Source organism: Asticcacaulis sp. MM231, from assembly GCF_964186625.1.
GTDB lineage: Bacteria > Pseudomonadota > Alphaproteobacteria > Caulobacterales > Caulobacteraceae > Asticcacaulis.
In genome coordinates this window covers 247,097-265,317 of sequence record NZ_OZ075109.1, presented here as the reverse complement: position 1 = coordinate 265,317, position 18,221 = coordinate 247,097, and the positions used below count along the sequence as shown (strand labels likewise).

The 18,221-nt window shown below is 59.3% G+C and carries 17 protein-coding genes; 6 read left to right on the top strand and 11 right to left on the bottom strand.

Annotated features, from left to right (window positions below):
- Positions 1-140 precede the first annotated feature (140 nt).
- The 6 genes from ABQ278_RS18035 to ABQ278_RS18010 all read right to left on the bottom strand — a co-directional run bounded on the left by ABQ278_RS18035 (position 141) and on the right by ABQ278_RS18010 (position 3,942).
- Positions 141-692 carry a lytic transglycosylase domain-containing protein gene (locus ABQ278_RS18035; protein ID WP_349322661.1) on the bottom strand — a complete coding sequence of 184 codons (552 nt, stop codon included), beginning with the start codon at positions 690-692 and terminating at the stop codon, positions 141-143.
- 65 nt (positions 693-757) lie between these two features.
- Positions 758-1,291, bottom strand: coding sequence for a S26 family signal peptidase (locus ABQ278_RS18030; RefSeq protein ID WP_349322415.1), 534 nt, complete (start codon positions 1,289-1,291; stop codon positions 758-760).
- Positions 1,291-1,536: a helix-turn-helix domain-containing protein gene (locus ABQ278_RS18025; RefSeq protein WP_349322414.1), complete on the bottom strand. Its 246-nt coding sequence runs from the start codon at positions 1,534-1,536 to the stop codon at positions 1,291-1,293. Before ABQ278_RS18025 ends, ABQ278_RS18030 begins: the two co-directional genes overlap by 1 nt.
- Positions 1,537-1,764: 228 nt before the next feature.
- Positions 1,765-2,961 (bottom strand): DUF932 domain-containing protein, encoded by a 1,197-nt coding sequence (locus ABQ278_RS18020; RefSeq protein ID WP_349322413.1) that lies wholly within the window; start codon positions 2,959-2,961, stop codon positions 1,765-1,767.
- Between the two features lie 12 nt (positions 2,962-2,973).
- Positions 2,974-3,273, bottom strand: coding sequence for a hypothetical protein (locus ABQ278_RS18015; RefSeq protein WP_349322412.1), 300 nt, complete (start codon positions 3,271-3,273; stop codon positions 2,974-2,976).
- Between the two features lie 360 nt (positions 3,274-3,633).
- The gene (locus ABQ278_RS18010) at positions 3,634-3,942 is read right to left on the bottom strand and encodes a DUF736 domain-containing protein (RefSeq protein WP_349322411.1); all 309 of its coding nucleotides are present in this window, start codon (positions 3,940-3,942) and stop codon (positions 3,634-3,636) included.
- Between the two features lie 312 nt (positions 3,943-4,254).
- Between ABQ278_RS18010 and ABQ278_RS18005 the strand changes: the two genes are divergently transcribed.
- The 6 genes from ABQ278_RS18005 (at position 4,255) to ABQ278_RS17980 (ending at position 8,374) form a co-directional block, all read left to right on the top strand.
- Positions 4,255-4,587: a hypothetical protein gene (locus ABQ278_RS18005; protein ID WP_349322410.1), complete on the top strand. Its 333-nt coding sequence runs from the start codon at positions 4,255-4,257 to the stop codon at positions 4,585-4,587.
- A gap of 158 nt (positions 4,588-4,745) precedes the next feature.
- Positions 4,746-5,354: a GntR family transcriptional regulator gene (locus ABQ278_RS18000; RefSeq protein ID WP_349322409.1), complete on the top strand. Its 609-nt coding sequence runs from the start codon at positions 4,746-4,748 to the stop codon at positions 5,352-5,354.
- Positions 5,355-5,495: 141 nt separating this feature from the next.
- A complete protein-coding gene (locus tag ABQ278_RS17995; protein WP_349322408.1) occupies positions 5,496-5,633 on the top strand; it encodes a benenodin family lasso peptide in 138 nt (45 codons plus the stop codon).
- 117 nt (positions 5,634-5,750) lie between these two features.
- On the top strand, positions 5,751-5,882 hold the full coding sequence (locus ABQ278_RS17990; protein WP_349322407.1) for a benenodin family lasso peptide: 132 nt from the start codon (positions 5,751-5,753) through the stop codon (positions 5,880-5,882).
- A 58-nt stretch (positions 5,883-5,940) separates the two neighbouring features.
- A complete protein-coding gene (locus ABQ278_RS17985) occupies positions 5,941-6,600 on the top strand; it encodes a lasso peptide biosynthesis B2 protein (RefSeq protein WP_349322406.1) in 660 nt (219 codons plus the stop codon).
- A 1-nt stretch (position 6,601) separates the two neighbouring features.
- Entirely contained in the window at positions 6,602-8,374 is a 1,773-nt protein-coding gene (locus ABQ278_RS17980; protein WP_349322405.1) for an asparagine synthase-related protein, read from the top strand.
- Between the two features lie 29 nt (positions 8,375-8,403).
- Here the strand turns inward: ABQ278_RS17980 and ABQ278_RS17975 are convergent, their stop codons facing one another.
- From ABQ278_RS17975 to ABQ278_RS17955, 5 genes are all read right to left on the bottom strand, one after another.
- Positions 8,404-10,533, bottom strand: a complete 2,130-nt coding sequence (locus tag ABQ278_RS17975) for an Atxe2 family lasso peptide isopeptidase (RefSeq protein ID WP_349322404.1) — start codon at positions 10,531-10,533, stop codon at positions 8,404-8,406.
- 2 nt (positions 10,534-10,535) lie between these two features.
- Positions 10,536-13,076, bottom strand: coding sequence for a TonB-dependent receptor (locus tag ABQ278_RS17970; protein ID WP_349322403.1), 2,541 nt, complete (start codon positions 13,074-13,076; stop codon positions 10,536-10,538).
- 588 nt (positions 13,077-13,664) lie between these two features.
- The gene (locus ABQ278_RS17965) at positions 13,665-15,044 is read right to left on the bottom strand and encodes an amidase family protein (protein WP_349322402.1); all 1,380 of its coding nucleotides are present in this window, start codon (positions 15,042-15,044) and stop codon (positions 13,665-13,667) included.
- Positions 15,041-16,045 carry an alpha/beta hydrolase fold domain-containing protein gene (locus ABQ278_RS17960; protein WP_349322401.1) on the bottom strand — a complete coding sequence of 335 codons (1,005 nt, stop codon included), beginning with the start codon at positions 16,043-16,045 and terminating at the stop codon, positions 15,041-15,043. Before ABQ278_RS17960 ends, ABQ278_RS17965 begins: the two co-directional genes overlap by 4 nt.
- 21 nt (positions 16,046-16,066) lie before the next feature.
- Positions 16,067-18,217, bottom strand: coding sequence for a prolyl oligopeptidase family serine peptidase (locus ABQ278_RS17955; protein ID WP_349322400.1), 2,151 nt, complete (start codon positions 18,215-18,217; stop codon positions 16,067-16,069).
- Between the last annotated feature and the right edge of the window lie 4 nt (positions 18,218-18,221).

Sequence of the window (18,221 nt, the reverse complement as noted above, 5' to 3'; positions counted from 1 at the left end):
AATGATTTCAGCCAGTTACCGCGATTTAACTCCAAACAATTTTCGTAAATCCCTAAAACCGATGTGCAGACAAACCCTTAAGCGAAACGGGAGTTGAGCCTTTATCTTGCCTTCACTCAGTTCTCATTTTGTGCTCATTTTCAGGGTATGGTCAGGGGGACAAAAACCGAGGGCACGACGGAGGATTCCGAGGGCGCCACCGGATCGCCTAAATTCACGAAAATGCTGTCAGGTGCAGGGGCCTGGGCGGTGGTCGCTCTGGTCACCTTGCGCAGATAGTCGCGCGTTTCCGCAGGCAGTCCGTGGCCGTTCAAGCTGCGGGCGTATCGCTCTGGCCCTGCATTATAGGCAGCGAACAGGCCGGGATATCCGAAGCGGTCGAGGTTCAAACGCAGGTAAGCGGCCCCGGCGAGAATGTTGTCGCCGGGCACGTACGGGTCATCACCCAAACCGTAAAGTCGGCGCATCTCGGCGTAGGTAGGCGGCATGAGCTGCATCAGCCCCATCGCGCCTTTTGGTGAGGTGATGGGTCTGCCGCCGACCTCCGTCTGCCCGTTGCTTTCCGCCCCTATAACCGCAGCAATCCAAGCTTCCGGTATGGAAAATCGCTGGGCGGCGATGGCGATCTCCGCATGCCAGCGCGACAGGATTTCGGTGTGTGAAACCCCGTCTGTGGCCGCTTCGATTGCCATAGACGTAAACGGGAATGCCACCAAGGCAATGGCGGCAGAAAGCACTGACAAGCGCATCGCACGGGTCATAAATGCACCAACCGGGCCAGCACAGCCTCTCGGGAGACGACGCCAAAGTAGCGCCCGTCAAATGAACTGGGAGAGAACCGGTTGATGACAAAGACATCGTTCGCTCCCAGGGTCCGACATCCTGTCCACCATGGCAAAGGCCGTCCGTGATGATCAACGTGTAAGCGGGCCGCAATCATCGCACCGTTGACGTAGATCAGGGAGCCGCTTGCGCAAATGCGATCCCCAGCGAGGGCGACGACAGTTTTGATCATGGGCACAGACGCGGACAAATAGCCGCGTTGATCCGCCAACTGTCTGGCCGCTTTCGGCGCTCTTACAAGCACCCAGTCGCCTCTCATCAGCGGGCGGGCGGGTAAGGTGCGATAGTAGCCGAGCGGCGCGCTTGGACTTGGATTGTAGACCAGAGCGGGCGTTCCGGGATGGCCAGAGAGTGACAGAGCACCGATGGCAATCGCGGAGATTTTGCCGTAGAGGCGCGCGGATTTCGAGCCTGAGGGCCCGTGATTTCGGGGTTGCCAGCGCAGCATTACATGTCATCCCATTCTGGCTTTTCGGGAATCTTGATGAGGGCTTCCGCCTTACACCACGCCTTCAGGTCATCGATATGGTAGCGAATGGTCCAGCTCAGTTTTCGGAAAGCCGGGCCGCCGCCGGTGATCCGCAACCGTTGCAATGTCTTCGATGAAAGGCCGAGATAATGGCCAGCCTGCTGGGTATTTAAGTAAGGGCTACCCTTTCGTGCCAGGGCGGCACGCGTAATTTCGTCGTCCATAGAGGTCTGTCCTTGAACCGCCGGGTGCGAGGGCCACCGGTCGTCAGGACAGCGTATTTTTGAGGGGTGTTTTCGGGAGAGTCGAAATTCGCTCCGAGACAAAAACGATTCCCTATTTCAAGACCGGTTTGACCTGAGAATTGGGATCCCCGCGAGCCATGCCGTCGGCATGGCGAGCCGCCGGAAACACGGGGTTCCCGACGGCAAAACGGGCCTATGAGAGCGGGTTCAGACAACCACTGACATCAATTTCTTAGCCTCCTTTTCCAATTCCAGACGGCTATCCTGATGCGGCTTTTGACGGGCCAGGGCGGTAATACCTTGGACGAAATCAAAGATGCTTTCCGGCTTTTTGCCTTCTTCTTTGAGCACGGCGTCGATGATTTTGGCCGTCTCCGGCTTCGAGAATCCGCGCTTTTTCAGGAAGGTTTCGCGGTCATCGTCATCCTTCGCCACGACCCTGTCCCGTGCCGCCTTGATCCCGGCAATGAACGAGGCTGGGGATGAATTGGCGAAATTTTTCAGGGCCGGCGCGGCTTCATGGGCGAAGCGCTGGGCGGCAAATTTAGAGTGACGAATGGTGATGTCTTCAAAGCTTTCAACACCCCATAGGTTGCGATTTTGACAAACCCCACGCAGGAAAAAGGACGCGATGCCGAGGGTTTTGGAGCCGACTTCCGAGTTCCACGCATAGAACCCCCTGAAATAAAGATCCGGCTCGCCATTGGGCAATCGCCCTGCCTCGATGGGGTGGGTGTCGTCCACGAGAAACACGAAGACGTCACGGTCACTGGCATAAAGGGTCGTCGTTTCCTTGGTGACATCGACATAAGGGTTATGGGTCATGGTACCCCAGTCGAGCACGCCGGGGACTTTCCAGCGTGTATCGCCAAGGCCATTTCCGGCAATCTTCCGCACCGCGCCGACCAGTTCATGATCCCAAATGCGGCCGTAGTCCGGTCCGGTCACGGCGCGCAATTCGACCTGCCCGTCACCGGTTTCTAAGGTTTTCATCAGTTCAGCGCGATGACTTAACAGGCCGTGTTGCAGATTGATCCCGGCCAGCGGCGCAGGCAACTGACGCATATAGGTGCTGGGCGCACCGACCATGCTGCACAATTGCCCGAAGCTCCAATGTGTCGGGGCAATTTCGGCATCGCGTCCCGGAAGGATCAGGCGCAATGACTCGGTATCGTCACGGTCGGCTTCCACCCGTACCTGATCGCTTTTCACGGTGCGAACCTGTGCGCCATCAGCACGGCGACGGGTGCTTTCATAAAGGTCATCCAGATTCAAAAACCTTTGATCGTCCGGGCGGCTGAACCACTGTGACGACACAACGCCGTTGTGACTACCACGCGAGACATCGACCTTAAAAGCCCCTGAAATCGGCGCGGCACACGTTGTAATATTTGAGGTATTCATAGCGTTTCGCTCCTATTTGATGATGTGGACGTAGTGGCTCAGGGGGACAAAATCGGCCACGGTGAACGCTGAGAGCGCGTCCCGAATGGGCTGCATCCCTTCTGTCGAGAGGGTGCGGTCGCCGTCTTCATCGGGTTCAATATCCATGATGCCATCGAGCAGGCACACAAGGCTCGGCGCCATGGCCATGGCGCGCGCGAGGACATGGATAGATATGCCGTCGAGTGTGTTTATGGTCACCGTGGCGACAGGCGTCGCTTGTGAGTCATCCTGAACAATGGCCATCAGGCTGGGCAGGTATGTCATTTTCATATGGGTCTTTCCTTTTGAGGCTGGGTTACAGCGGCCTTCCTTGGCGCGCTGAAACCCTGCCCGTCGGCGAGACCGGGGTAGCAGAGGTCAAGGACGGCGCGGGCGGAGGGGGATCACCCAACCTGCACAAGCCCCCTTGGGCGCGGAAGGTTGGGGAGACCGCCCGCGCCGGTCCCCCTATCGGGACGTTCTCCTTGACCGTCGCGAGGGCAGCGCCCTTAGCCCCTTTCTGTCAACAGCGTCACACTCAGGCCCCATTTTTCGCCTATAATGCGAATTCGCCGCCCTGTTCATCCCCCCGAATCTGGCGGCGCGCGGGCGCCTTGCCCCCCAGGGCGCCCGCTCCCTTTTTTGTCCGCGTCATCGCCCTTTCGGTCGTGACCAGACCAGATTGAAGCGATTTTCATCGTCATCGGCAAACAGGCTCGCATAGATCGGATGGGGAAAGGCCGGATCGTCAAGCTTCACGGACAGGAACGCCTGGCCGGCGTCGTTGGTCCGCTTCCAGGCCGCGCCGCAGTCAACGCAGCCCCAGTGGATCCGATAGTCGGGCGACTGGTCTGAAACGCGGTCGGCGGGGACAATATTGACCGTCACATTGAGTGTCAGGGTCAGGATGGTGCCGGTAAAGATGTCTCCGGCCTTGGTGAAAGTACCTATGGTTGGCATGCTCGTGTTCCTTTGTGGGATCGGACCGCTCCGTTGCGACCTCGATGACGGTTCCAGCGCTCAAGTCCGCGCTGAAACCCTGCCCACCGGCGAGGTTGGGGGTAGCAAGGGCCACGGCCCAGGTTCGGAGGGGGATCACCCGGCCTGCACAAGCGCTTCGCGCGGAAGGCCGGGGATACCGAACGTGGGCCTTGCCCGCGCGAGGGGCGACGCCCCTGAGACCTGAAGTCAGATAAACTAAGCATTGACGGAATTCAAAATGCTTGGTGAAATCACCCAAGGCTCAAGACCTGCGCGGAGGACTGGATTTCCATGACACAGCGACCGCCGTCTTCAGGGGCCACCTCAGCCGACGCACCCGCCTTCGACGTCGGCGAGGCCGTAGATCGGTTGTTCCAGGACATCATCGACTCTGCGGATAACCCGCTGCTGCAGACGAGCATATCATTGCTGCGGGAAGAGACACTGGCGATCCGCGCCTACGAGGCCGAGATGTTGCCGGATCGGGAGGCGGAATATCAACGCATGCTCGATTGCTGGCGCCGTAAGGACAAACGCGGGCTGCAAAGGGAATTGGCAGCCTATTACGAGCGCCGCGAGGGGATTGCCGCCCAGGTCGCCAATCGCCTGTCACCGTTGAACTGATCTGAACACGGACGGTCGTCCGCCAACACCTAGCCCGCCACAGCTTGATTTTACCGCGCGTTCATTCTATTATGAAGCGACTAATTCCTCAAAATATCACGCCCAAGCTGAAGTCAGCCGGTTGGCTGTCTAGGTTTCAGGCGTCTGCAAGGACCGTCATGGGCAAGCCGTCTCGTATTGAACACATCTATAGTGATCTGCGGCCGCACCTGTTGTCGGCGCCGCTCCAGCCAGGCCAACGGATAGATATCGAAGCCCTGTCGCAACGCTACGGCGTCAGCACCATGCCGATACGCTTATTACTCAACCGCATGATCGGCGAACGCGTGGTCGATATCACGCCACATGAGGGATACGTCATTCCGGCCGCGAAGGAGCGCCGCGTCCGCGATGTCCACAAATGGAATAAAATGATCCTGATGCTGGCGATTGAGACCGCCATGGACAACGGGCCTGCGCCACACTTTCCGGAGTTGAACCTGGATCAGGCCGATATCGTGGCGGCCACAGAAGCCCTTTTCCTGGCGATCGCCGATTTCAGCGACACCAGCGAGACACGGTATGCGATCGCTAACGTCAACGACCGTCTGCGCCCCCTTCGGCAACTAGACACCGGCAACCTCATCGACCTGCCAGCCGAGATGGCCGAATTCAAGGCGGCGTGGGAGGCGCACGATCTGGGCTCACTTCGGGATCTCGTGAAACGCTATCACCATCGACGCCTGGCCCTGGTGCCAAATTTCATTGCTCTGGCCTACGGTCAGTAGCCTCAAAAATTTCAGATTTTGAGGGGTCACGTGATAATCGTTTGATCAGAATAAGATCAGTTTGGGATCAAATTTCACCGGTCGTACAGTCGAAAGGCCATGAATTTCCATGGCTTTTCAAAACTGACAAAGGAGACTGTCATGACCAAGTTCGATCATGAATCCGAAGACCTCATCGACCTGGGCAACGCGTCGGTCGAAACCAAGGGCAATCAAACCATCTTCGCGCCCGACGAAGTCGCCCAGCACCTGCGGCAACCCGGTCTGAGCAACGACTGATCACCCGGCGGAGGACAGTACTGATCCCGTTCTCCGCATTTCCTCTCATCTCCGAAAAGCTCATCCCGCCGACAGATTGTCGCCGGCATAGCTTCTCACAAACTGAAAGCAGCGACCATGACCAAAATCGAACCTCAAGACGTCATCGACCTTGGTGCCGTAAGTACCGAGACCAAGGGCATGCAGACCCAGTTCCAGGCAGATGATGCCCTCCAGCACAAGCCTAACCCTGGCCTGAGCCATGACTAAACAGGTGGGGCAGTGCGGGTAGCGCTGCCCTTTCTTCATTTTTATGGGCGGTATCAGCATGGCATTTGCTTTCCGAACGGACGTGTATGGATGCGTCGCCAACGGTCGTGTCGTCGTGCTCGATCTGGCCGCCGACCGGTATTTTGCCCTTCCCACCGCGACGGATGCCGCCGTTCAGGACTGGTTTAACGGCAAGGGTCTGGACCCGGCGACAACGTCCAAACTGATGACCGCTGGGCTTATTGTTCAAAGTGAAGCGGGCGCCCCCCGTCAGCAGGTGGCCCTTGCACCTGCCCGTTCCAGTCGGCTGCCCCAGCAGAGCGCTAGTCTGTCTTTGCTCCCTCCGTTGTTCCCTGTCTTCGCGCAGATCCAGGCACGGCACGATCTGAAGCATCGGCCTTTGAACGACATAATTTCCGATATCCGCCAACATAAATGCCGAAAGGCCTCTCACGCCCCACCTGTGGATGGCGACACGCTCAGCCATATAACCCTGCGATATTTGGCGTCCCGGCGCTTTATCTCTGGGCAGAATGAATGTCTTCGCTGGTCGATCGCGATGGTGCGTTATCTCAGCGCCTATGGCTACTATCCAAACCTGGTGCTGGGTGTTCGCATGATGCCGTTTGGCGCGCACGCCTGGGTCCAGGACGGAGACACCCTTTTAAACGATACGGTTGAGCAGGTCTCAGCCTACACACCTATTCTGGTGGTGTGACATGGCTCTGCGCTATATCGCCATCGTGACGCGAGATTCCGATCGAAGGGCTCGTGTCTCGCGAGCCGTCAGTGCGATCGGTCTGGCGCAGACCGTGACGTCACCGGCGGTAATGATTCATTCGAACACCCCTTTGCTGCCGCTTCACGGTGGCATCGGCGCAGTCGTCGGTGATCTGTTCACGCGCGCGCCGTGTTCCGTGCGGGTTCAGGTCATGGATCACCGGGCGAGCCAGATCGCGCGGGACACCCTTGGACAGAGCTTTCTGACGTCCTATTGGGGTGGCTACGTGGCCGTCATCGAAGATGCCCGAGGCCTTGTTCACGTCGTGCGGGATCCGTCTGCCGCCATGCCTTGCTACGTTTTGAAACATGAGGGCGCCGTTCTTTTTGCATCTGATGTGGATGTGCTGGTTGCCGCAGGCTTCCTCACCCCTGAGATCGATTTCAGCTTTCTCGGGCGCCACCTCCATGCACCAGATATCCGTACGCCGGACACGGGCCTGGTCGGGGTTCAGGAAGTCATGGCGGGTTTTCGGCTCTCCATTGGGGCTGAGGTGCAGATGGCCACTCAGGCCTGGTCGCCATGGGATTTCGTTCAAGCGGACCGCGCACAATCGGATGCGGAGATGGTCGAACATCTTGAGGAGACCCTCCTCTCTTGCGTTGCCGCTTGGGCCGGTCGGTATCCGCGGTGTTTGCTGGGTGTGTCCGGTGGACTGGACTCTTCGATCCTGGCGGCCTGTCTGGTCGAAGCGGGCGCCGATCTCACCTGCGTGACCCTGGCGACCCATGAAGCGGAGGGGGATGAGCGCGCGTTTGCGCGCATCCTGCGCGACAGGTTGCAGGTCCCACTAGTAGAAGCGTTTCATCGCCCAGAATTGGTGGACTTCACACGCGCGCTGTCCGCCAACCTGCCGCGCCCTATTGGTCATGCCTTTGCCCAAAGCAATTTCGGCATCCGCTTCGAACTGGAAAAAGTGCTCGGTATAGATGCCTTTTTCAGCGGCATCGGTGGCGACAACGTCTTCTGTTTTACGCAATCGGCGACGGCCCTGGTGGATCGGTTCCGCAGCGAAGGGCTCGGCTTGGGTCTGGTCCAGACCTTCGCTGATATATGCCATCAGAACAATGCGAGTGCCGGTGCCGTCTTTAGGATGGCATTTCAACGGTATGTCGACGCAGACCCGACCTATAGATTTCACGGTGAGACGCGCTTCCTTGGTCCCGCTGCGGCTCACGTCAGCGATAGTCCGCTGAGCCATCCCTGGCTACACGCCCCAAAGGCCGCCCTCCCGGGCAAGGCGGCTCACATTGCGATGCTGGCTGGTCTTCAGGGTACGATTGACGGACTTCCGAGGGACCATGCCCCGCAGATTTTGCCCCTGATTTCGCAACCGGTCATGGAGACCTGTCTCCGGATTCCGATGTGGAAGTGGATCGCTGGCGGGCGCAACCGGTCTGTTGCCCGGGCAGCGTTCGCCCGGCGTCTCCCCAAGGCGCTCATCGAGCGCACCTCCAAGGGCGGTCCGAATAGTTTCGCCTACACCGTCATGGAACACCACAAGGACCTGGTACGCGAACGTTTGACAACGGGGCGGCTCGCCCAAGAGGGCCTGATCGATGCGCGGGCCGTGTATGAGGCGCTGGCCCCAAACGCGCTCATCAAACCGCTCGACCACATGCGTCTGTCTGACCTGGCGGAGGCAGAAGCGTGGGTACGACATTGGGAGGCCGTCCGAAAGGAAAAGACGGCCCCGACCATGCTCGAATGATCGAGGCCGCACACCGGACGCGGGAATGCCTAATTCCCTCTGGATGCGTCCGAACCCGGCAGGTTGGCGCGGAGTGATCGCCACCGTTTGTATTGCTCTTGTTTTGCCGGATTAGTGTCTTCCTGGCCCAGGAGCCAGAATGTGAACCAGTCGAGATTACGCGCGTAAAGTGCACGCCGATGTATGGGGTGCCACTTCTCGTGAAACTCATCTGGAAACACATACATCTCGACGGGCGCGGCCTGCTCCTTGAGGGAAAAGTAGCTTTCCAGCGACGCGAGATATTCGTGATCCGCCAGTTCCATCAACAGGGGTGTTTTCATTCGGCCGGCGTTCAGGCGCATGGAAAATGGCGCCCAGAAGGCCCTGCCGTCCGCCGTCAGGCCAGGATAGCCATAACGACGCATTTCGTTTCCACCCTGCTCGCCGTACACCGTGAAGATCGAGGTCATGTCTTCGCAACAGCTTCCGATGACAGCCGCAGAAAACAGATCGCTGTTCAGCAAGGCCCAGCGCGTGGTGTTGGACCCAGCGCTGATGCCCGTAATGCCTAGCCGCTTCTCGTCGATCGCGCCCGTCGCGACCGATTGCTTGATGGCCAATTCGAGCAGCTCTTGTGTGCTGCGATGGCCACGCCAGTGGATGCGATCATAAGCCGTGATCGCGTCCCAGGAGGGGCCGCCTTTTATGGACCCGGGCGACTGGTAATCTTCAAAACTGAGCACGGCCATGCCGTTGGCAGCGAACAGGAGAATTGGTACCTCGTCATTGATACCACCACGCAAAAAGCCACGATTGAGATATTGTACTACGACGAGCGGTACCTTATCTCCAGGCTTACGGTTGGCCGGCAGGACTAGGTCTGTAAAGCCTTGCACCCCAAAACTATTGACGTACTGCAGCCGTTTGACGGGTCCGAAGGCGATGGCCTTGTACTCCGGATTGGGGTCGAACAGCGTCTCTAACCGCCTTGATGTCAGATCAATCCGCACGATATCACGGGGTTGCACCTTGGCTTCGTGGGCGCATACCAGGACGCCTGTAGCGATCTGGCATCCAGCGAGGAGATCCTCCGTCTTGAGGATCTGCCGCACCTTGCCTGAACGGATAGACCATTCGTACAGGCCGGTCTCGGATCGCGCCCAGCCTTCGAGTTTCTGGAAAACGACAGTCTCCTCATCGCGCCACCAGACCGCCCTCGCACCTGCACAGACCTCAGCCGCACAGGTCCAGACTTTCCCGTGAGGTCCGCTGACACCCAGGCGTTCAGGCGACGCGACATTTTTGGGGTCAGACATCTCGGTCCAAGCCACTTGGCCGGATGGCCCTGAGACGCTGTTCAGGGCTCTTTCGGGGGTGGCGGTCGATCGTACACTCAGACTTTTCGCCACTTCCATATCGGTAGCCAACCGGGCCTCACCGGTCTCCACGTTGATGAAATAGGCTTGCCTGGGGACATTGTTACGACGCCACGGTACATTGCTGTCGAAGGGAACAAAGCGGTCATCAAACAAATAGCCGTTTTCACCTTCGCGCTGAATCGCACGCTTCGCGTCGTCCAGGCCCGGTCGACCCTTTACGATCAGACCCAGTCCATCGGGTGTCCAGCTCAGGTCTTCAACGTCGAAAGGGAGATGGGAGACGGCGCGTGACCCGCTTCCGTCGGCAGCGGCGATCCAGGCCTGAATACTACCATTGTCGCTGCGCTTGAAGGCGATGACCTTGCCGTCGGGCGACCATTTGGGCGTGATAATTTCAGTATATCCGCTCGGCCCGTTGGTGAGCGTGCCAATCTCCTGTCGCACGCGGATATAGTCGCCGCCTGTATCGACGATGGTCGGTCTTCCGCCGGGCGTAAGCGGCATCACCACCATGCCCAGACAGTAGGCATCCATCTCAGGATCGGCCCGACGAAGTTGAAATGCCACGCGTGTACCGTCCGGCGACAAGCTCAAGATGGGGTCGCTCGCCGATGGGTGCTTCGGTCCGATGTCCCTAAGCCGTAAGAGGTCGTCAGCGACGATGGCGCGCTTGGCGTCTCCTGCCAGCGAAGGTGCCGGCAGGAGGCTGGTACAAGGGGCGGAGTTTGCGACCCCGGCCGTACCGAGGCTGAGCCCGACCAGCAGGGCGATCGGTGAAGCAAACGACGTGATGCGCATCTTTACCAGCCCTTGGTCAGGGTCAGGCTGACAGTACGTCCGATGAGAGAGGCATTGGTGCTGTCGAACGCCAGGCCCTCGTAGAAAAGGGCCGGGCTGGGCGCGTAGGGTGGATCGCGATCAAAGAGGTTGGAGACGGACAGGGCTAGTTTCAGGCCTTGGGCAAAACCTGACCGGCCCGCGAAGCTGTAAGCCAGATGGATATCCACGGTAGTCCAGGACGCGATCACGCGGTTGGGCGTCACGCCGGTGTCGGTCTCCTCGCCCAGATAGTTCACGATGCCCGAGAGGGATAGCCCGCCATTTTGCCACGTCATCCCGCCGCGCGCCTTGAAATCAGGAGCGTTGAAGATGGTCCCGGACAGACCGACCTTCGGCTGTGTTGCGATGGTCTGCTGTTCGAGATGAAGCCAGGTGGCGTTGGCAAACGCGTCCAACCCTCCGCCTCCCAGAGTGAAGTGCTGACGATAGCCGAGGTCCACCCCATGCGCGGTCTGGGCCGTCGCATTCTGATAATTGTCGTAGACTATCACCGAGACCTTGTTCGGGTCATAGGTCAGGCCCGAATAGTTATCCATGGAATAGGCGTTGGCGACTAGGGCTTCAACGGTCGCTGTGGCCGGATCGACCTTGAGGAACGGCTCAAACTGCGGATTCGACAGGGACGCCGTTAGCGGATTGATCGGTTGCACGACCCTGTCTGTGTAATCGATATTGAACAGGTTGAGCGATAGCGTCAGGCCCGGCATACGTGCCGGGGCGTAGTCCGCGCCGAGTGACCATGAGGTGGACGTTTCCGGCTTCAGGTCTGTGTTGCCACCATAGACGAGCATCGCGATCGAACCGTCATTGCTGCCCCCCAGAAGACCGGGCTTGTAGAGCGCCAGGGTGACCGCCTGATACATTTGCAGGAAGGAGGGCGCCTTAAACGACTTGCCCCAACTGGCCCGGAGGGTCAGGTCTTTGAAGGGAACGTACCGCATACCGACGCGCGGATTGGTCGTCGATCCAAAGTCGCTATAATGCTCTGTGCGCGCCGACAGATTCAGTTCCAGGGCATGTAGCCCGGTCCGGTCCGAGGACGGCGCGATCAGGGGCAACTGCCCTTCGAGATAGGCATAGTCCACCTGCCTTGAGGGCATCAGCAGGCTGGGGCTGCCTTTAAAGCCTTGCTGAAAGCCCTCGGTGCGCATGCCTCCGCCCACCGCGACCTTTAAGGGACCACCTGGCAAGGACATGAGGGTACCGTCCGCCGTCGCCTCGATATACTGAAGGTGGTTGGTGTTGTAGTTTGGGTAATCCACGCCATAGGACCTGATGCCCGTGCTGTTGCGGCTGCCGGCTGCGCCGCCGGCGATATGGGCCTTCCAGCCCCCGGACAAGGCGACATCGACCATGGCCGTCACAGAGAAGGCCGGTGTGTAGGCCCAGCCGGTGTAACCGGGATAGTCCTTGTAAATATGATTGAGATAGGTCGTGTCCCGGTCCGACAGCAAGGCATCCAAGGATACCGAGACGGCGTCGCTCAGGTCACGGCCAAGACTGACGAACGCCGAGCGTCTCACCTGCGGCTGAATGAGGGTCGCGTCCGAGGCAACGTTAGACGCGAAGGCACGGTCGCCCGCCAGGATAGCGTCCTGTTTGGCATATTCCAGATTGAGCATTGCGTAACCAGCGGTGCCGGCGCGGCCTGCCAGGAGGCTGTAGGTTTGTTCCGCGCCGCCGCCTTGGGTGGTCGTCCCCAGACGGGCACTGACCTCGGCCCCATTGAACGTCCTGCGAAGAATGATATTGGCGACACCGGCCACCGCGTCGGATCCGTAGAGGGCCGAGGCGCCGTCGGGCACGATCTCGATACGCTTGACGGCCGAAAGGGGTATCCCGGAGATATCGGCGCCCTGAAACGAACTGTCTGCGGCCAGACGGTGGCCGTTGACAAGTACCAGGGTGGCATCAGACCCCAGGCCTCGCAGGTTCATGGTCGAGGCGTTGGTGATGTTCATATTGGCAATATTGCTGTTGGAGGCCCCCAAAACGCCGGGATTCTGGCCGCCGGCGAAATTCTCCGGCAGGCTGCGCATCACGTCGCCAATCTGCGAAAAGCCCGAAGCATCGATATCAGCACGCGTGACGGTATGGACGGGCGAGGTCGGGTTTCCGCCCCGGATGTGGCTGCCAGTGACAATCACCTCAGTCGCCGCCTCCCCTTTACCGGCAGTCACGCGGAGGGAAATACTGCCATCCTTCTGTTCGGCGATCTCCAGGCCGCTCCCCGACAGTATCAAAGTCAGCGCCTCATCAACGGAATAGGTGCCCTTGAGGGCGGGCGCGGATGTGCTCGCGACGAGATCGTAGGGAAACAGCAGATGGATATTGGCCTGGGCCGCCAGGTCGTTCAGCGCGGCAGCGGTGCTTTCCGCCGGAATATCGAAAGCAATTTTTCGGTCGTCCGCGACGGCAACCCCACTGGAATAGAGGGCGGCCCCGATGATGAGAGCGATGACGGATGCGCGCACAGTAGACGGATGGTAATGGTTGGACATGATCTTTTCCCCTTCGTGACGTGTCACTTTTGTGACCGTTGGGGAGAAGGAGTGGGAGATCTCTGGATACCCCACACGCTTAGATCAAAAACCACCATCGCGCCGGAAATCCGTCACCAAATTTAGGAAAACTTCAGCCCAGACGCACGCTGTCTATAATGAGTGCCTAGCAGCCGCCTAGCACGGTAAAATGTGCCTCATAAGCCTATAAAATAGTTCATTTTTTCGCGCGCCGTCAAACCCAGGCCAACACGCGTCACCGCGTAGCGCGAATAATCAACAATTTATGCCTGTAAAGAGACTTCGCAAAACGACCGGCACATTCCCCTCGATGTCGGCGTCCTAGGCCCAAAGGGTTTTTGAACGGAACCTCACGAAGCATATCCAAAAGGGAAAGAGCATAAAGCTCGCTTCAGATACCCGCCATGGAAAGCCTTGAAGATCTTGATCGGCTCCCAATGCTCAGGCACCATTTATTGAAACAAAGTTTTTGCAAATCAAACATCTAATGGATCAGGTTGTGATTCCGCTTTGGATGCCGTTCCACAGTCCTGACCGCATATTTATGTGCTTCAATGTCGGACATATCTAACATACCGACATCATCGGCCAGCGGTTTCTCCATGGCAACGCCGTCTCCAACTCGGTGGCCAGAGCCAACAGGGTCGGTTCAGATCCGCGATTTCCCGCGAACATGATACCTGCTGGCAGTTCCTTTTCCTCATAGAGAGGCAGAGAAATAGCCGGAGTTCCGGCAAGATTTTGTAGCGGCGTGAAACCGAGAAATCCGAACATACGCTCAATCAAGGTATCACCGTCAACCGTCGGGGCCTGTTCGCCGATTAGCGGCGGCAGATGTGCCAGGGTGGGCGAAAGCACGACATCGTATGCCTGATGGAAAGCGTCGAGTTGGCGCGGCAGGTCGGTCAGTTGACGATAGGCCGCTTCCAGTGCCGAGACCGGCAGAGCCGCCGCCATGCGCCCCAAGGCGTTGGTCCATGGTTCCAGCACTGCTCCCGGGTCTTGCCCCGTTGCTCGGCAGGCATCGACGCAATCGGCGCCTATATGAATCCAAAGGGTACGCTCGGCTGCTTCCGCCGCCGGGCCATCAATCGGATAGTCTACGAAGCTGACCTGATGACCGAGACTTTCGCATAGCTTGGCCCCCTTGATCGTCACCGCCATCAGTTCCGGCGCCGCCTGCGCACCAGAAAGCGTGCGCGTGGTCACGGCGATGCGCAACCGGCGATCCACGGCCGGCGTCATTTGCCCCGTATGCGCCAATGAGAAACCAACGGCGACGTCACGCACGCTGCGCGCCATCAGGCCGTCGCCAACCAGCAGGTCCTCAATGACGTGACGAGAACGTACCCGCACCGTAGCGCCGCGGCCCGGCTTCAGCCCCACCAGGCCACAGCACGAGGCCGGGATACGGATTGAGCCCGCGCCATCCGAACCATGCGCCACCGGCACCAGACCCGCCGCGACCGCCGCACCAGCGCCCCCGCTCGAACCACCGGGTGAATGTTGTGCCGACCATGGATTGCGTGTGGCCGAACGAATCAAAGGTTCGGTAACCGGCAGCAGGCCGAATTCCGGCATGGCGCTTTTGCCCAGGGCGATCAGGCCACCGGCGCGAATACGTTCGACATAGGGAAAAGCCGACGTCTTCGCGGTATCCGGCTTGCTGCGCGAACCGCCCAAGCTTGGCATGCCAGGATAGTCGAGCGAATCTTTCACCAGCCATGGCACGCCCGCTAACGGGCTGTCCGCGAGTGGCGACGAGGCCTCGCCCCGTGCCTGATCATAGGCCCTGTAGCTCACCGCATGTAGCTCCGGATCCAGCGCCTCAATGCGCAGAATCGCCGCCTCGGTGAGTTCCAAAGCTGAGACCTCGCCCAAGCGTACCAGCGCCGCCTGATCGTGACCATCAAGCTGGCCTAGCGCAAACGCCTCGGCCAGCTTCATGCCGGAACCTCGGAATCCGCCTTGACCGTCGCGAACAACCTGGCCAGCCACATCGCGCCATCATGGATAGCTTTTTCAGCCAGTGGTGAGATCGAGACAGCCTCAAGGAAGCTGTGCGATGCGCCGGGATAGATTTCCACTTGCGTAGCGATACCCGCCGCCTTGAAACGCTCGGCCATTATCCTGCTCTGACCACTCAACACGTCACACTGTGGAATCGTGAAAAAGGCCGGCGGCAGGCCGGTCACATCGGCGCGCATCGGCACGGCCAGCGGGTTGTGATGATCGGCGTCATTGTTGAGATAGTTGTCCCAGAACATCACCATCTCAGCGCTGGAGAGCATATAGCCCTCGCCACCATAGCGGATGTGATCCTCGGGGCTTGAATCATCGTCAAATGCGCCGTAATGCAACATCAGGCCTTTCAGCAGATCGCCCTCGCCGACATCGCGCAGCATCAGGGCCGTCGCTACCGACATATTGCCACCGACACTATCGCCGCCAATGGCGATACGATCAGGATCGATGCCCAGTTCGGCGGCATGGTCGTGCGTCCAGCGCAACGTGGCCACCACCTGCTCCAGCGCCACGGGAAACTTTGCCGCCGGCGCATAAGCGTAATCCATGGCGATGACGACGACACTAGCCCTCGCCGCATATTCGCGCATCACGCGATCATGGGTCTGCATCGAAAACAGCATCCAGCCGCCGCCATGGACATAGACCAGGCACGGCTTAGGTGCATCGCTGGCAGGTGTCGGGTCGAGCAGGCGCACGTTCACGCGGCCATGCGGCGTGGCGACCTCAAACGCTTCTGTGCGCACCATTACCGGTCCGCCCTGACGCCACGGTGTGCGTACGGCTTCGCAGACGGCCCTCATCGCATCCGGCGAAAGCGTGTCGAAGGGCGGATGATCGCCGTAGGCCGCGCCAGTTTCCTGAATGAAACGGCGAATATCCGGGTCGAGATCGGCGCCGAAGGCGCTGACAGGTGGCATCATAAGCTATGGAACTTTCGTCAGTTAAGATTTCAGGCTGAGTTCAGCGAACGACCAGAACAGCGCCGCCTGTGCGAACGCGTCGGAAAGGCCCGAATTGCTCTGGTGGCCGCCGGACATATTAATGCGGAACAGGATCGGCTTGCCGGACGTGGTGTGGGCACGCAGGGCCGCCACCCACTTGCCCGGTTCCCAATAACTCACCCGATTATCGCGCACCCCCGCCGTTGCCAGCACCATCGGGTAAGCCGCCTTGTGGACATTCTCATACGGCGAGATCGAGGCGATATAATCATAGGCCTGTCCGTCCGCGAGCGGATCACCCCAGTCAGGCCGGAAGGCCGGCACTAACGGGTGCGTGGCATCCGACATGGTGTTGAGCATGTCGACGAACGGTACCTGCGCGATGACGCCGGCATAAAGATCAGGTCGCAGATTCAGCGAAGCCCCGACCAGAAGACCGCCGGCCGAAAGCCCGTAAGCAACAAGGCGCTTCTTTGCGGTATAACCTTGGGCGATCAGGTACTCGGCGCAGGCGTTGAAATCGGTAAAGCTGTTGCGTTTTTTGAATTTGCGCCCATCGAGGAACCAACTCCGCCCTTTTTCCGAACCGCCGCGCACATGGGCGATGGCGTAGATCCAGCCGGCGTTGACCAAAGCAATATTGGCTATGGAAAAGTCGGCTTCCGAAGGCACGCCGTAAGCGCCATAGCCATAGAGCAGCAGTGGCGCTGTGCCGTCAAGCTTTGTCCCCTTCTTCATCAGCACGGTCAAAGGCACCTGCTGGCCGTCAGGCGCTGCGGCAAACAAGGCCCGCACCTCGTAGGCCTGAGGATCGTGACCGGGGACGCTGGAGCTCATGATGACGGTCTGCTGCGAGGTCGCCATGTCGTAGGCTATCCAGCGCTCCGGCGTCCGCGGCGACTGATAGCTCAGGCGCAGGGTTTGGGAGGCGAACTCCTGATTATCGGCGACACGCACATCATAGGCCGCTTCATCGAAGGCGATCGTCTTCGTCCTCCCATCGGCTTGCGTGACGACGACCTCTAACTTGCCCCCGGCACGCTGAAGCAAGACAAAGTGGTCCCTGAAAGGATGCATTTCGAGCAGGTTGCACCCTTCAGCATACGGCACCCAATCCTGCCAGTCGGTTTTGCCGGGTCTGGAGACATCCGCACGGACCAGACGCCCATCAACGGCGCTGTCAGCATCGGTCAGGATGATAAGCTGGTTGTTCCATGTCTCGACCTGGTAGTGCAGCCCTACGGTGCGTGGCTCGATCAGGACCGGCTTGCTTTCTGGCGCAGCCGCCGGGATGAGATGCCATTCGTCGAGATCGGGACCGGAAATACGGATCGTCACATGGCTGTTGGACGCAGTGCGGCCAAGCGAGACAAACAAGGCGCCGTCGTGTTCTTCATAAACAAGCGCCTCTGGGCCACCGTGCGCCGGCATACGCATGACCTTGGCCGGGCGGCCATACTGATCACGCTGGATACGGAAAACCCACTTAGAACACGGCGAAACGATCACGCCCAGCCAGCCATAGGTGTCGGTGGTTGTGGTCACCGATACCTTGCCGGTTTTGAGATCATGGACGCCTATATCGAAACGGTCACCGCCGCCGAGGTCCTCGGCCCACACAAACAGGTTGTGATCGGGCGAATGCTGCGCGTCTTCTACGCGGTAATAGTCGCGCCCCTTGGCGCGTGCCTGTTCATCAAGAAGGATCTGCTCGTCACCACCTCCGCGTGGCTTGCGCGCGTGGATGGTGTGGTCCTCGCCGGGTCGGATGTAGGTGTAGTAGTTCCAGTCGCCGTCGGGAGACGGCGGTGTCTCGCTATCATTCCCGACCATGGCGTTCATGGAGGCGACATACTGCGCCTGACGATCTTTGGTCGGCGCGAGAATGGCGTCGGCGTAGCGGTTTTCATCGTCGAGATGCTGACGGATATCGGGCTGCATCTTGGACGTATCGATAAACACCTCGGCCCAGTTCGAATCACGTAGCCAGGCATAGTTGTCGATCCGCGTCCGCCCCAACTGCTCGATCCGTTTCGGGATCATCGCGGTTTCGGGCGGACGTAGAACGGTTTTGGCAAGAACAGGGTTTGAGCCAAACGCGGGCATGAAGGCGGTGGCTGCCGCCGTTACAAGAAAACCTCTTCTGTTCATGCCC

Bases quoted from the DNA above. Each gene is read 5' to 3' on its own strand.
- ABQ278_RS18035 (WP_349322661.1), bottom strand. From the start codon at position 692: ATGGCAATCGAAGCGGCCACAGACGGGGTTTCACACACCGAAATCCTG.
- ABQ278_RS18030 (WP_349322415.1), bottom strand. From the start codon at position 1,291: ATGCTGCGCTGGCAACCCCGAAATCACGGGCCCTCAGGCTCGAAATCC.
- ABQ278_RS18025 (WP_349322414.1), bottom strand. From the start codon at position 1,536: ATGGACGACGAAATTACGCGTGCCGCCCTGGCACGAAAGGGTAGCCCT.
- ABQ278_RS18020 (WP_349322413.1), bottom strand. From the start codon at position 2,961: ATGAATACCTCAAATATTACAACGTGTGCCGCGCCGATTTCAGGGGCT.
- ABQ278_RS18015 (WP_349322412.1), bottom strand. From the start codon at position 3,273: ATGAAAATGACATACCTGCCCAGCCTGATGGCCATTGTTCAGGATGAC.
- ABQ278_RS18010 (WP_349322411.1), bottom strand. From the start codon at position 3,942: ATGCCAACCATAGGTACTTTCACCAAGGCCGGAGACATCTTTACCGGC.
- ABQ278_RS18005 (WP_349322410.1), top strand. From the start codon at position 4,255: ATGACACAGCGACCGCCGTCTTCAGGGGCCACCTCAGCCGACGCACCC.
- ABQ278_RS18000 (WP_349322409.1), top strand. From the start codon at position 4,746: ATGGGCAAGCCGTCTCGTATTGAACACATCTATAGTGATCTGCGGCCG.
- ABQ278_RS17995 (WP_349322408.1), top strand. From the start codon at position 5,496: ATGACCAAGTTCGATCATGAATCCGAAGACCTCATCGACCTGGGCAAC.
- ABQ278_RS17990 (WP_349322407.1), top strand. From the start codon at position 5,751: ATGACCAAAATCGAACCTCAAGACGTCATCGACCTTGGTGCCGTAAGT.
- ABQ278_RS17985 (WP_349322406.1), top strand. From the start codon at position 5,941: ATGGCATTTGCTTTCCGAACGGACGTGTATGGATGCGTCGCCAACGGT.
- ABQ278_RS17980 (WP_349322405.1), top strand. From the start codon at position 6,602: ATGGCTCTGCGCTATATCGCCATCGTGACGCGAGATTCCGATCGAAGG.
- ABQ278_RS17975 (WP_349322404.1), bottom strand. From the start codon at position 10,533: ATGCGCATCACGTCGTTTGCTTCACCGATCGCCCTGCTGGTCGGGCTC.
- ABQ278_RS17970 (WP_349322403.1), bottom strand. From the start codon at position 13,076: ATGTCCAACCATTACCATCCGTCTACTGTGCGCGCATCCGTCATCGCT.
- ABQ278_RS17965 (WP_349322402.1), bottom strand. From the start codon at position 15,044: ATGAAGCTGGCCGAGGCGTTTGCGCTAGGCCAGCTTGATGGTCACGAT.
- ABQ278_RS17960 (WP_349322401.1), bottom strand. From the start codon at position 16,045: ATGATGCCACCTGTCAGCGCCTTCGGCGCCGATCTCGACCCGGATATT.
- ABQ278_RS17955 (WP_349322400.1), bottom strand. From the start codon at position 18,217: ATGAACAGAAGAGGTTTTCTTGTAACGGCGGCAGCCACCGCCTTCATG.